Annotated in this window: 12 protein-coding genes; 4 read left to right on the top strand and 8 right to left on the bottom strand. The window is 33.2% G+C overall.

Translation table 11 applies throughout. The annotated features are described in order from the left end of the window. Positions 1-262 precede the first annotated feature (262 nt). The 4 genes from AC4FQX_RS13960 (at position 263) to AC4FQX_RS13945 (ending at position 7,893) form a co-directional block, all read left to right on the top strand. Positions 263-4,303 carry a T9SS type B sorting domain-containing protein gene (locus AC4FQX_RS13960; RefSeq protein WP_491168332.1) on the top strand — a complete coding sequence of 1,347 codons (4,041 nt, stop codon included), beginning with the start codon at positions 263-265 and terminating at the stop codon, positions 4,301-4,303. Between the two features lie 93 nt (positions 4,304-4,396). Next, positions 4,397-5,335: a PorP/SprF family type IX secretion system membrane protein gene (locus AC4FQX_RS13955; RefSeq protein ID WP_491168331.1), complete on the top strand. Its 939-nt coding sequence runs from the start codon at positions 4,397-4,399 to the stop codon at positions 5,333-5,335. Positions 5,336-5,338: 3 nt separating this feature from the next. After that, positions 5,339-7,642 (top strand): OmpA family protein, encoded by a 2,304-nt coding sequence (locus AC4FQX_RS13950; protein WP_491168330.1) that lies wholly within the window; start codon positions 5,339-5,341, stop codon positions 7,640-7,642. A gap of 95 nt (positions 7,643-7,737) precedes the next feature. Further along, a complete protein-coding gene (locus AC4FQX_RS13945; protein ID WP_491168329.1) occupies positions 7,738-7,893 on the top strand; it encodes a hypothetical protein in 156 nt (51 codons plus the stop codon). Between the two features lie 110 nt (positions 7,894-8,003). Here the strand turns inward: AC4FQX_RS13945 and clpX are convergent, their stop codons facing one another. The 8 genes from clpX to AC4FQX_RS13905 form a co-directional block, all read right to left on the bottom strand. Further along, the gene (gene clpX / locus AC4FQX_RS13940) at positions 8,004-9,236 is read right to left on the bottom strand and encodes an ATP-dependent Clp protease ATP-binding subunit ClpX (protein WP_491168328.1); all 1,233 of its coding nucleotides are present in this window, start codon (positions 9,234-9,236) and stop codon (positions 8,004-8,006) included. A 10-nt stretch (positions 9,237-9,246) separates the two neighbouring features. Then, positions 9,247-9,906 (bottom strand): ATP-dependent Clp endopeptidase proteolytic subunit ClpP, encoded by a 660-nt coding sequence (clpP, locus tag AC4FQX_RS13935; RefSeq protein ID WP_491168327.1) that lies wholly within the window; start codon positions 9,904-9,906, stop codon positions 9,247-9,249. 87 nt (positions 9,907-9,993) lie between these two features. Beyond that, on the bottom strand, positions 9,994-11,319 hold the full coding sequence (gene tig, locus AC4FQX_RS13930; RefSeq protein ID WP_491168326.1) for a trigger factor: 1,326 nt from the start codon (positions 11,317-11,319) through the stop codon (positions 9,994-9,996). Between the two features lie 138 nt (positions 11,320-11,457). Next, positions 11,458-11,808, bottom strand: a complete 351-nt coding sequence (locus AC4FQX_RS13925; RefSeq protein WP_491168325.1) for a phage holin family protein — start codon at positions 11,806-11,808, stop codon at positions 11,458-11,460. 267 nt (positions 11,809-12,075) lie between these two features. Further along, positions 12,076-12,588 (bottom strand): hypothetical protein, encoded by a 513-nt coding sequence (locus AC4FQX_RS13920; protein WP_491168324.1) that lies wholly within the window; start codon positions 12,586-12,588, stop codon positions 12,076-12,078. Between the two features lie 274 nt (positions 12,589-12,862). Then, positions 12,863-13,192: a DUF1493 family protein gene (locus AC4FQX_RS13915; protein ID WP_491168323.1), complete on the bottom strand. Its 330-nt coding sequence runs from the start codon at positions 13,190-13,192 to the stop codon at positions 12,863-12,865. Positions 13,193-13,203: 11 nt separating this feature from the next. After that, a complete protein-coding gene (locus AC4FQX_RS13910; protein ID WP_491168322.1) occupies positions 13,204-13,533 on the bottom strand; it encodes a DUF1493 family protein in 330 nt (109 codons plus the stop codon). A 328-nt stretch (positions 13,534-13,861) separates the two neighbouring features. After that, complete coding sequence (locus AC4FQX_RS13905) at positions 13,862-14,368, bottom strand: hypothetical protein (protein ID WP_491168321.1); 507 nt, start codon at positions 14,366-14,368, stop codon at positions 13,862-13,864. Between the last annotated feature and the right edge of the window lies 1 nt (position 14,369).

Below are 14,369 nucleotides of genomic sequence, written 5' to 3'. Positions count from 1 at the left end.
TAAAAAATAAACAAACAAATAAACAACTGAAAAACAGATGGTTATTTATTTTTGTCGACGAAATTTAATTTATTAACATTTTTATTTAAAAAAACAAGTATTTTTGTGGTCTACAATACAGGAAATCCCTCTTTTTTATACTAAGTAAAACGATCCGTTTTATCAAGTATTTAATTTCTAAAACAAATTGTAGTATTTATTATTCTATATCTACTTTAAGATATGGAACGAATTTTTATTGATAATTTTTTTTAATATGTGGATGAGGAATAACTTTACTTTCAAAACGAACCGTTTCGTTTTATTGTTCATAATCGGTTTTACTGTTTTTACTATCACTAAGGCTCATTCTCAGTGTACTGCAGGAACTCCTGAAACAACGATTGAATTTTGCGATATTAGTACGCCACCGAAAGGTATAGTAGACCTTCCTCTATTTATGGCAAATTATACCGATGGCGGAATCTGGTCTGCAAAGACAGAAAATAGCGGACTAGACTATAAAACCGGTCGTTTAAATATCCTTGCTATTAAAAACAGCGGTAAACATGAGTATGTCTACACGGTAACTTGTCCGGAGGGTGGTACAAGTACTGCTTCCGTGATCTTAATCTTAGGACCTTATATAGGAAAAGGAAGTGACGGCGGAGCTTGTAGTGATAATTCTCAGGTTAATTTATTCCAGTTTTTAACAGGAGACTTTAATCCTCACGGTAATGGAACCTGGAGTAGTACAGATGCTAGTCACGCAGTCATTGGTTCTACCTTTGACGCTACAAAAGTAGAGGAGGAAAAAACCTATCATTTTACCTATAGTTTAAAGGACGTGGAAAACTGCCTTGGAGTAGAAACCTCTTTTACTGTAAAAGTAAGTCATGCTCCAAAACCGGGAGAAATAAACACTTCACGGGTTAATCAGCCTTTTTGTGAAACGGACAATCTTTCAGGTTATACCAATGTAGATCTATTTGATCTTATTGATAATGAGGATTCCGGTGGAATCTGGACGGATGCTTCCAATACAGGACAATTAGTAAACGGTTCCGACTCAACCATAAATATACCCGAAATACTGGCAAATCAAGGTCCCGGAACCTACTCTTTTATATACAAAGTGGAATCTGTCCCGGTATGTAAACCCGACAGAACTGTAGAGGTTCAAATTGTATTTAAAGAGAGGTTAGATTTTAGTAATACTACTTTTAAAATAAATCCTGCTATTTGTATAGATCAATTTGAGGAAACTGATTTTTCTGCTACTCTACAGCAAGGGGGAAAACCTGTACCGGATGGGACTTATATTATTGAATATACCACCGGATCTACAACTTTAAAAACAAAAACGATTACCTTTCAAAACGGAAAAGCAGAATTTCCTATTGATGCCATTGATAAAAAGGATCTTTTTATAACAAGTGATCATACTCTAAAAATAATTTCCATTATCAGTGAAACCTCCTGTAACAATATTATGGATGACCTTCAGGCATCTTTAGTTCTTAATCCTTCTCCTGATACTATGGAACATGCCACATTATCAGCAGAATCGATATGTCTAGGAGAATCTATGGTTATTAAATCAACAAATCCTCTTTTAACGGATGGAGAATACCTTTTTACTTATAATTTAAGTGGGAGCAATCAAAAAACCGGAGAAATAGTCGAGGTTCTTGTTACTGATGGTCATTTTTATTTTACTGTTCCCGGCTCTTTACTTCCTGAAATAGGAGAAACAACCCTCACAATAACAAAAATTGAAAATACTATAACTGGATGCAGTGTAACAGCCTCAGCTAATGCCTCTGTTCCTTTTACAATATATAAGCCTATTAATTTTACATCGGCAAAACTCTCTGTTACGACTAATATTTGTCTTGACGACATAAAAAAACCCGGTTTTCAAATTATAGCAGAAATTGAGCAACCTGAAAATGCAGATACTATTGCTGACAGAGCTTACACCGTTACTTACACAATAAATAAATCCGGTAGTTTTACTACAACTGTTACTTTTAAAAACGGACAAACCTCTTTTCCTGTTAATCTGTCCTCAATTGACCTTGAAAACCCGGGAACTTATATCTTTAGTATTTCTTCTATAAAAGAGGATGATATTAATAATACATGTGAAAACCCTGTAAACAACGAGCCCTTAGAAATAAAAATTTACAAAAACCCTGAAGTTGAAGGACTTACTATAAAATCAGAACTTATTTGTGAACAAGGGGCTGTATGGATCAATTTGACTAATGCTCTGAAACTGGTTAACGGCACCTATGAAATTACTTATAATCTATCCGGTAAAAATATAAAAATAAATGAAGTTGCTACCCTGACAATAGAAAACGGAAAAGGCTCTTTTCAAATCCCTCCGGGCTCTATACCGAATGCAGGAGAAACAACCCTAACTCTTACAAAAATTGAAAATGCAGTATCCGGATGCAGTATGACAGCTCCAGATAATATCTCTGCTTCTTTTATAATAGATAAAACCATAGATTTTACATCTGCAAAACACTCTATTACGACTAATATTTGTCTTGATGACATTAAAAAACCGGATTTTCAAATTATAGCAAAAATTGAACAACCTAAAAATGTAAATTCTATTCCTGACGGAGCCTACACTCTTACTTATACAATAAATAAATCAGGTAGTTTTACTACAACTGTTACTTTTAAAAACGGACAAACCTCTTTCCCGATTGATAGATCTCAAATTAGTCTTGAAAATCCGGGAGTTTATACCTTTAGTATATCTTCTATAAAAGGAGGAGACATTAATAATATGACATGTGGGAATCCTGTAAGCAATAAACCCTTAGAAATAAAAATTTATAAAAATCCTACTATTGAAGGGCTTACTATAACACCAGAACTTATTTGTAATCAAGGAAAAGTATATGAAGATGTATCGATCACTTTGAAAAATGCTTTGAGACTGGTTAACGGCACCTATGAAATCACCTATAATCTATCCGGTAAAAATATAAAAACAAATGAAGTTGCTACCCTGACAATAGAAAACGGAAACGGTTCTTTCCAAATCCCTCCGGGCTCTATACCTAATTCAGGAAAAACAACTATAACACTCACAAGTATTAAAAATAAGGGAGCAGAATGTTCTAAAAAAATCCCTGATACTTTTACTTCTGAATTTGAAACTCATAGAACAGCTACAATTAAAGAGATTGTACTGGATGTTAATAATAATGGTATTGGCTGCCAGGATAGCAACGTAGATGTTGTACTCTCCGGTCTGGATATTTTGACTGATATTACCTTGACCTATGCTGCTTCGGGCGCTAATAGTATTACTGATCAGACTCTGAAATTAACGGTTTCAGATGGTATTGCTAAATTTACTATTGATAAAGCTCTGCTTCCTAACGTAGGAAACATGACTTTAACCATTGTTGCGATTCAGAGCAATACAAACTCTTGTCCAACTGAATTTCCTTCCTTTCCGAAAAAAACAATTATAATATCCGAAAAACCCGAAACCCCAAAAGTCTCCGGTACGGCAATAGAATTTTGTAGTAACGAAAAACCTACTTTGGAAGATATAGATACTATAATTAAAAATCTAAATCCGGGAAGCAATCACTTTTTATGGTTTAATGATGCCTCCGATACTGATATGCTACCGATACAAACTGCTCTGACAGAAGGTGTCTATTGGATAGCTGAAGAAAACAAAGGAGGATGTGTTTCAGAAAAAGCAGCAGTAACGGTAATTATTCATCAGGTAGCTACTCCTGTATTACCATCTGAGGGTCATAATTTTTGCGGATTAGATAAACCAATCATTTCTGATCTGGATAAAAAAATCCTGACAGATGGAGCTATAATTTGGTTTGATGCTGAATCTAATGGAAATATAATTGCAAAAACTGAATTACTTAAAGAGGGATATGCCTACTACGGTTATAGTTTTTCAGAGACAACACAATGTATGTCCGAAAAGCCTCTGGTTGTAACTGTTTCACTTACCAATTGTGATGCAGAAGACAATGAATTCTTTATTCCGGATGGATTTTCACCAAATGAGGATGGTCTTAATGATACTTTTGAAATTCCTAATATAGGTTATATCTATCCGAATTTCTCTTTAGAAATATACAACAGATATGGAAACCTTTTGTTTAAAGGAAATAAGAACACGCCTTCTTGGGACGGACGAAATACCCATTCAAAAAGTGTAAGTAACGGTATAGTTCCTAATGGTGTCTATTATTATATCTTAAACTTCAATAAAGGGAATAAACCGCCTAAACAAGGCTATTTGTATTTAAACAGATAAAAATCATTTTGAATACCCCGTTTATAAACTGAAATAACAGTCAATAAAACAATATCGGTGTATTACATTAAAAAATAAACAGCATAGTATCGTATGAAAAAAATAATTCTTGTTATCGTTTTATTCTCTTTCATGAGTAAAGCATTCGCTCAGCAAGATCCCCAATACACACAGTATATGTATAATATGGGGGTTATCAACCCGGCTTATGCAACGGAGACCCCTGCAATACTCAATTTAGGGACTCTGTACAGAACGCAATGGGTCGGAATAGAAGGAGCTCCAAAAACACTTTCTTTTTTTGGACATACTCCTACGGGTAAAAATATAGAACTTGGATTTTCAATAGTATCCGACAATATTGGAGAAGGAAGGAAAAAAGAAAATAACTTTTCTGCCAATATTGCTTATGTTTTAAAAATGAATGAAAAGCACAGACTTTCTTTTGGAGTTAAAGCAGGTTTTACAGCACTTCAAACTGATTTTTCTAATTTTAAGCTTGGTAATAGCACCATTTCGGATGATGCTTTTTCCGAAAATATAAACCGCACTTTTGCAACCATCGGAGCCGGTCTGTTTTATTTTACAGATCAGTACTACTTAGGCTTATCTATTTCTAATTTTTTAGCAGAAAAACATCTGCAGAAAAAGGATGACGTTTATGGCGTAAAAACACAAGCTGCCCACTTTTATCTGGCTGGAGGCTATGTTTATCAAATCAACAGTGAGTTTAAACTGAAACCGTCATTTATGGCAAAAACGACAGGAAATACTCCGATAACTTTAGATATTTCTGCTAATGTATTGTTTATGGAACGATTTGAACTAGGAGTATCTCATCGGTTCAATGATTCAGTAAGTGCACTGGCAAATGTAGAAGTGGTTCCAAATCTGAGAATTGGTTATGCTTATGATTACTCAACCTCAAGATTAAGTCGATTTAATTCAGGATCACACGAAATCATGCTTTTGTTTGATTTAGACTTCTTACAACTAGGCAAAAAATATGATAAATCATCAAGGTTTTTTTAAGATATGAAAAATATAAAAAAGATAATTACCTGTATTATTGTACTGACAATACAATTAATAAACGCACAGGATCGTGATTTAAAGAGAGCAAACCTGTATTTTGAAAGAACATTTTATAGTTATGCTATTCCTTTGTATGAAAAAAACATAAAAACATCTCTTTCTTTTGAAACAGAGAGTCGATTAGCGGATGCTTATTATTATACACAGGACATGGACAATGCCCTGAAATCGTATCAGCTTCTAATCAGGAATTTTGAATCTGATCTGCAGGAAGGACATTATTATAGATATGCCCAAACTCTCAAAGCATTAGACAAATATGATGAAGGTACTGCTATTTTGAGAAAACAGATCGCAAAAGAAAATGATTCACAGGTATTAAACCAATTTGACAGAGAGGTACAGGTATTAGAAAACATCATGGCTATTGGTAACCGATTTGAACTAAAGAATCTCGAAATCAATACAAATTATTCTGATTTTGGGGCTGTAAAAAACGGAGAAAATTTGATATTTACAACTAGTAAAAAATCAAACTACTGGTTCCGTAAAATATATAAATGGAATAATGAAAACTATCTGGATCTGTATTCTATTCCTATTGACAAATTAGAGTCCGGAGAGGAACAGATAGAAAGTTTTTCAAAAGAAATCAATACTAAACGGCATGAATCTAATGCTGTTTTCACTAAAGACGGCACGACGGTTTACTTTACCCGAAACAGTTCGAAACATATTAGAAATAAAGAGACAAAGATGAAGATTTCACATCTTCAGATTTATAAAGCTGAACTGATTAATGGAAAATGGAAAAATATCCAATTGCTTCCTTTTAATCTCGAGGGATATTCCTCCGAACATCCGGCTCTGAGTAATGACGAAAAAACGTTGTATTTTTCATCTGACAGACCGGGTACTTTAGGCTCTTTTGATCTTTTCTCAGTAGCCATACATCATGACGGAACTTTTGGGGAACCAAAAAACCTTGGGAATATTATTAACACAAAAGGTAATGAACAATTCCCGTTTGTGTCTAAAGACCATAAACTATATTTTTCTTCTAATGGACATTTAGGATTAGGCGGTCTGGATGTTTTTGTTTCGGACATACAAAACGGATCATTTTCCAACCCTTTAAATGTAGGATTACCTGTAAATTCCGGATATGATGATTTTGCTTTTACAATAGATTCTGATACTAAAACAGGTTATTTTGCATCAAACAGACCTGGAGGTAAAGGAAGTGACGACATCTATGCGTTGAAAGAAATTAAACCATTAACTCCGGAAGACTGTCAGCAATTCATTGTCGGAACTGTTATAGATAAAGATACAGCATTATTTTTAGAAAATGTTCTGATTGTTTTACAGGATGACCAGAAAAATGAGACAGGAAGAACGTACACAGATCATGAGGGAAAATTTAGTATATCTGTAGCCTGTATTGAAAAATATGCCGTTTTAGCTTCAAAAGAAGACTATACCAATGATTCAAAAGGGGTTCAAACGGATAAGGAACGTAAAAAAATAAATTCTATTTCTTTAGCCCTGAAATCATATGCTCAAATAGAAAAGGAAAAGCAACTTGAAGCAGAACGCGCAGAGAAAAAAAGACAAGAACAGGAGCTCCTTTTGTTACAGCAACAGGAATTAGCTGCTAAAAAGAAAATAGAAGCTGAACTTCTTTTAAAGAAAGAACAGAAACTGGCTGCTGAAAAACAAAAAGAAGAAGCTCTTCTTTTAAAACGACAACAACAAGAAGCTGCTAAAAAGAAAATAGAAGCTGAGCTTCTTTTGAAAAAAGAACAGCAACTAGCTGCTAAAAAACAAAAAGAAGAGGCTCTTATTTTGAAAAAACAGCAAAAAGAAGAAGCTGAAAAAAGGAAAAAAGATCTACTGGAACAGTTAGTGAGCAAGGATAAAAATATTATAAAAGAAAGAGGTAAGTTTTTTATTAAAACGGAACCTATTTATTTCGATTACAATTTATCTTACATTCGAAAAGATTCTAAAGTTGTTTTGGATAAAGTAGTCGAAATTCTGAAAAAATATCCGGATATGGTTATTGAAGTAGGTTCACATACCGATACCAGAGGTGCAAATAAATACAACCTGAATCTTTCGGAAAGAAGAGCTACAGAAACCAGAACTTACCTCTTAAGCCAAGGAATAGGGCCTAAAAGAATACAAGCTAAGGGATATGGTAAAACTATGCCAATCGTTCGATGTGAGCCTTTGGAATCCTGTACAGAAGAACAACATGAATTAAACCGAAGAAGTGAATTTGTGATTAAAAATCTTTAGGAGAGGATTTTTAGATAGTTCGATAGTCTCTGACTGACGTTATAAGTTAGTGAAATAGTAACTCTGTTTACCATTTCAATCAAATATTGAAAAATTTGCAGAATCGGATTTTTAAGGTCTGGAGACCTTTGAACACTCCTACTAAAGTCAGAGACTTTACAGAGCAGGGAACAGGATCAACAAATAACGATTACGAAAAATGCCTGACTGATTTTGAAATCAGTCAGGCATTTTTTCTAAAAATCGAATAATCTAAAAATCAAACTATCGGATAACTGAATCCTCAAAATAGACCTACAAGGTTCTGAAAACCTTGCAGGAAATCTTATGAATCTAAAAATCGAATAATCAAACCATCGGATTAAGATGCTGATTTTAATCGTTTCAGTAAATTCTTATTTAATGAATCTTCAGCATAGTCTTTATCAATTTCTAATCTTTTATCTTCTGAGCTTGGTAGTTCATACATTGCATCTGTAAGGATCGCTTCGCATAAAGAACGCAACCCTCTGGCTCCTAATTTGTATTCCAGTGCTTTTTCAACAATAAAATCCAATGCTTCCTCTGTAACGGTAAATTCTACCTCATCCATAGCGAATAATTTGGTATACTGTTTAATCAGTGCATTTTTAGGCTCTGTCAGAATTGCTCTTAAGGTTTCTCTGTCCAGTGGATCCATATGGGTCAGTACGGGTAATCGTCCTATAATCTCAGGAATTAAACCGAAATCTTTAATATCTCTTGGTGTAACATACTGCAACAGATTATCTTTATCGATATTATCCTCGTTTTTGGAGGTGTTATACCCTACTGCCTGTCTGTTCAGTCTTTTTGAAATGATACGCTCTATACCATCAAAAGCACCTCCGGCAATAAACAGTATGTTCTGTGTATTGACCTCAATGAACTTCTGATCCGGATGCTTTCTGCCTCCTTTTGGCGGTACGTTTACAACTGTTCCTTCAAGGAGCTTTAATAATCCCTGCTGTACTCCTTCTCCTGATACGTCTCTTGTAATAGACGGATTATCACTTTTACGTGCAATCTTATCTATTTCATCAATGAACACGATTCCTCTTTCTGCTTTGGCAACATCATAATCTGCTGCCTGTAATAAACGGGTCAGAATGCTTTCTACGTCTTCGCCTACGTAACCTGCTTCTGTTAATACAGTTGCATCTACAATAGTCAAGGGTACTTTCAGCATTTTGGCAATCGTTTTTGCTACCAGTGTTTTTCCTGTACCAGTTTGTCCGACCATAATAATGTTACTTTTTTCAATCTCTACTTCGTCTTCTAACTGCTCTTGCAGTAAACGTTTGTAGTGATTGTAAACGGCAACAGACATTACTTTTTTCGTCTGATCCTGACCAATAACATACTGATCTAAAAAGGCTCTTATCTCCTTTGGTTTTTTCAGAACTAATTCTGATGATAATCCGGAGTGGTTGTTCTGTTTTAATTCTTCTAAAACGATTCCGTGAGCTTGTTCAATACATTTATCACAGATATGCGCATCAATACCCGCAATCAGTAAACTAGTTTCTGGCTTTTTCCTTCCACAAAATGAACACTCTAATACTTCTTTAGCCATTCTTTATTTTTTATTTTCTTACTAAAACCTCATCAATCATTCCATAGGCTTTTGCTTCTTCGGCAATCATCCAATAGTCTCTTTCACTGTCTTTATGTACTTTATCAAAAGTCTGTCCTGAATGCTTTGAAATGATCTGATACAGCTCATCTTTCAGTTTCAGCATTTCACGAAGATTTATCTCCATATCGGTAGCTACTCCCTGTGCTCCTCCTGAAGGCTGATGAATCATAACTCTTGAATGTGGTAAAGCAGAACGTTTTCCTTCTGCACCCGCACATAATAACACTGCTCCCATGGAAGCTGCCATACCAGTACAGATCGTTGCAACATCCGGCTTAATATACTGCATGGTATCATAGATACCTAAACCTGCATAAACACTTCCTCCGGGAGAGTTAATATAGATCTGAATATCTTTTGCCGCATCTGCACTTTCCAGAAACAGCAACTGTGCCTGTACTATATTAGCGATCTGATCGTCTATACCTGTTCCAAGAAAAATGATTCTGTCCATCATCAGACGGGAGAACACGTCTAACTGAGAGATATTCAGCTGACGTTCTTCGATAATATATGGCGTCATACTTTTTACGATCTTATCGTAATACATGCTGTTCACTCCTTGGTGTTTTATCGCAAATTTTTTAAATTCTTTACCGTAATTCATAGTATTTTTTGTTTTTTATATTAAACAGAAAAGAGCATCTAACCAAAAATAGTTTGATGCCCTAAATATACTGATTTTTTATAAAATTTACTCTCCGTAAGATTCTTTAATAAATTCCTGATACGTAACGTTTTTATTTTTCGCTTTTACCTTGTCATTAAACAGGGCAAGCATTTTTTCACTCATCACCTGATCTGAAAGTCTTTTCACTTCTTCCTGATTGGATAAAACTCTGGCTACAATACCTTCAACGTCTGCTTCTGTAGGGTTCATCTGACCGAACTGAGCCATTTGTTTTTTAATTACTTCTCCTGTATAATCTTTCAGGTCTTCAAAAGAGATTTGCAGATTATTCGCTGTAATTACTTTTCCTTCGATCAACTGATAGCGTAATCCGTTCTCAGACTTCGCGTATTCTTCTTCTGCCTGTTCCGGGGTTAATGGTGCTTCTCCAACTGTCTGTATCCATTTTTTAAGAAATTCTGCAGGAAGATCGAATTTTGTATTCTCTAACAGGAATTCTGTTACATCATTTAAGAATTTCTGATCTGCTTGTGTAGAAAACTGCTTTTCAGCATCTTCTTTTATTTTTTCTTTTAACTGCTCTACTGAAGTAACATTTCCTTCTCCGAACAATTTATCTAATAACTCCTGATTGATCTCTGCTAATTCTGTTGTAGTAATCTCTTCGATTGTGAAAGTTACTTCTATATCCAAACCGTGAACATCATCATGAGAAACTTTTAAGTAGTTCATTAAATCATGATCATCTTCAAAAAGACCTTTGGTTTTAAGTGTCACTACATCACCTACTTTTTTACCGATGAATTTCTTAACGGTTTTTTTGTCTTTGAATACTTTTAAAGAAATAGTCGCTTCGCTTTCGATTTCTTTTTCTTCATTTTTAAAAACACCTCTTATATCATCTCCTTCTTCAACGGTATCTTTAGAAACTAATTTTCCGTATTGTTTTTGTATACGTTCTACCTGCTCATCAATCATTGTATCGTCAGCAGTAATAGTATATTTAACCAACTTGTTTTTTGCAGCCAGATCAATCTCAAAAGATGGAGCCAAACCTAATTCAAATTCAAAAGTATAATCGTCAGCATCCCAATCAAAATCTTCTGTCATTTTTGGTAACGGATTACCTAAAATATCTAATTTCTCATCTACTAAATATTTATTCAGAGATTCCTGTAGTATTTTGTTTACTTCTTCCAGAAGTATCGCTTTACCATATTGCTTCTGAATTAAGCTCATTGGAACAGCTCCTTTTCTGAATCCCGGTATAGCGGCATTTTTACGGTAATCTGACAATATTTTTTCAACCTTATCAGAATAATCTTCTTTAGTAACTGCTACTGTTACAACAGCATTTAATGCGTCTATTTGCTCTTTTGTAATATTCATCTCGAAATTTTTTATAGAATAAAATTGGGTTGCAAAATTATAACATTTTTGCAACCCAACCAAGTTTTTAATTTATTGAATTTCAACAAGCTATTAATATTTTCTTTTTAACTGTTTAATATACTCAAAATTCAATACTTATTTGTCATCGCTTCCTCCTGTAACGGAGAATACAATGGACTGACAAAATGAAAGTACTACACTGAATAATAAAGCCGTCCAGAATGAACTTACATGGAATCCTCCGACAATACCGTTACATAACAGAATAATCACAGCGTTGATTACCAACAGGAATAAACCGAACGTAACTATGGTAACGGGCAGTGTAAATAAAACCAATATCGGTTTTATAAAAATATTCAGCAACCCCAAGACCACTGCTACAATGATCGAAGTAGTAAAACTGTCTACTGATACCCCCGGTAAAAAATTAGAAAGTACTAGCACTAATACAGCCGTCAATAAAATCCTGATCAATAAATTCATATTTTCGAGTTTTTAAGTTGTAATAAAATTAGACAAAAACCCGGAATAAACCAGAAAATTAGTTGATAATTGATAGTGGTTAGTTGATAGTTTGTGAAATGTGAGATGTTGTTAGTGAAATGTAAAATGTTATTAGTTGCTTCGCTAACTTTGAACCTTAAATAAAAAAACAGGACTAAAACATAGTTGTAAATCTATTTTAGGATTAAGTATAAATTTAGGTAAACTTCAGAACGAGACAGAATCTGTTTTACTTTTTAGTTGGTTCTAAAATTCGACTCTAAGACCTATTTGATTTGTACTTACTAGCAAAATTGTTTTGGGAGCAGGTTTATAATTTTCTGCTAAACCCTCATTGTATCTTACAAGAGCTGATTTAATTTTTTTGGGATAACTAATTTTGATAGGGATAGAAGCAACAATTAACACTCCACCAATGATAGCAGCAGTCATATTTGTTCGTTCAGATGCTACTGAAGGATAATATCCATTTCCAGAATAAGATGTAGTAGTATTGTCACTATTCATCCCAATAATTACATTTGTTGTTACAAGACCTATTCCACTATAAAAAAGAATATTTCCCCATGTTTTTTTGTTTCGACCGGCATTGTAAAGTTCTAATGCTTCACTATTATTGCCCAAAAGTTTACGAACTTCATCAGACGATAATTTTTTGTTTTCAGTAGTATAAACCGTTCCGCCACTTTTATAAGTGAGTTGTTGCGAAAAGGAGGTAAACGATAAAATTAAAGATAGAAGGGTAATAATTTGTTTCATAAATTTTATTATTATTATTTGTTTTGTAAATCTTGTATTGTTGAGAGCACAGCTTAATGTTGCTGGAACAGATTAACTATCAGTCTTTTAAAATTTCATAGGTTGGTTACTCATTGCCGGTGTTGCGCAACTCTGAAAAAAAGAGATAAACACATACACCAACAAAAACAATGTGAAAAATTTTAAAAAAGCTTTTTTCATTTTTTTAATTTGTTTTATGTTTTTTAAACACTTTAATCGTGTTTTATTAGATTGTAAGGAGCTGTTATATAAATTAATACTGCTCCCCTTCCGGCAAAGGATCAAACCATTCACCTCTCTCAGCCACTTTTATTAAATGTCTCACGGTTAATGGGGGTCTATACTCATACTCTGTTTTCTTAAAAACAGTAAGAAACCTTTTCAATAACAATTTTGGATATTCCTGGAAATAAACACCTAAATGAAAATTCTCTTCCTTAATATCAAAATCATCTAAAAAATCCATAAAAAGCCAATCTGCATCATCTATATATTTTTCATAATCATTGATATTTGAATCTATTGTGATTTTATTTGATAATCTCTTTTTAAAAAAGGAGATTACTTTTTCTTCTATAGTCATATTTTCTATCTCTATTCAGGATCAAACCACTCTTTTCTTTTAGCTACTTCTATCATATGAGCTATCGTTATAGGAGGTTTTTCTTTATATTTTTTTGAATCCATATTAAAAATTGTAATTTTTATTGTATCTAAAAAATTTAAACTGTATAAATATTTTTCAACCATAAAATCTAAACTATTTTCTATTTGGAATTCGGTCATAAAATCTTCAAAAACCATAATAGTATCTTCTTTATCCAAAGAAATTTTATTAATTATAAAATCATTAATATTTATGGAACTATCAATGAGTCCATATTTTTCAAAAAAAACAATAACTTCTTTTTCAATATTATTCATGTTATATTTAATTATTATAAATTATTCCAGAACCAACAGCCCCCCGCTGGCGCGAGCATCTTGCTCGTGACCACATAAAACTATTTTCTAGAGTTAAAATAAACTAAAACATTAAGAACTAGGACACGAGCAAGATGCTCGCGCCAGCAGAAGACAAGACACCCGCTGGCGCAAGCATCTTGCTCGTGACCACATAAAACTATTTCCTAGAGTTAAAATAAACTAAAACATTATGAACTAGGGCACGAGCAAGATACTCGTGCCAGCAGGGAATAAATATTTCCTTTTTGTTTCTCTTTTGTGTAAACCTATTTCAGGACAAGACACTTTATTTCATCCAAGATTTGTATCCAATCTCTTCACTACTACCTACTGATAAAAAACTAAACAATGATGATGATTTGAATATAACATCCGAAGCATTTAATTTGTTATAAAATTTACTGTAAACAATTAATTTTCCAGAATATTTCACTTTATTAACGATGTCATAATTAAACCATTTATATAAAAATTTCAATTCGTTATTTATCTTACTTTCATTTATTTTATACATTTCACGAATTGATTGAAAATTGCCTACAGTCATATCAATATAATTTTTATGCAAAACAATTTCCATAGGAATACATTTTTCAGAATTTAATGTAAAACATACGCTATCATTATTGATTTCTTGTCTAATTTCAATAATAGAATTAATGATCTCTATATTTTGAAAATTAATCTTATTAAGCAAATTAATTGTATAAAATAAAATATTTTTATCTAATCCCTTAAGCTCTAATGACTTTAAACTTTCAAGATTTTCCTTTGTAAAATTGATACTCTTCATA

The sequence above is a fragment of the Flavobacterium sp. AK-301 genome (genome assembly GCF_058310215.1).
This window is presented reverse-complemented; position numbering and strand designations above follow the sequence as displayed.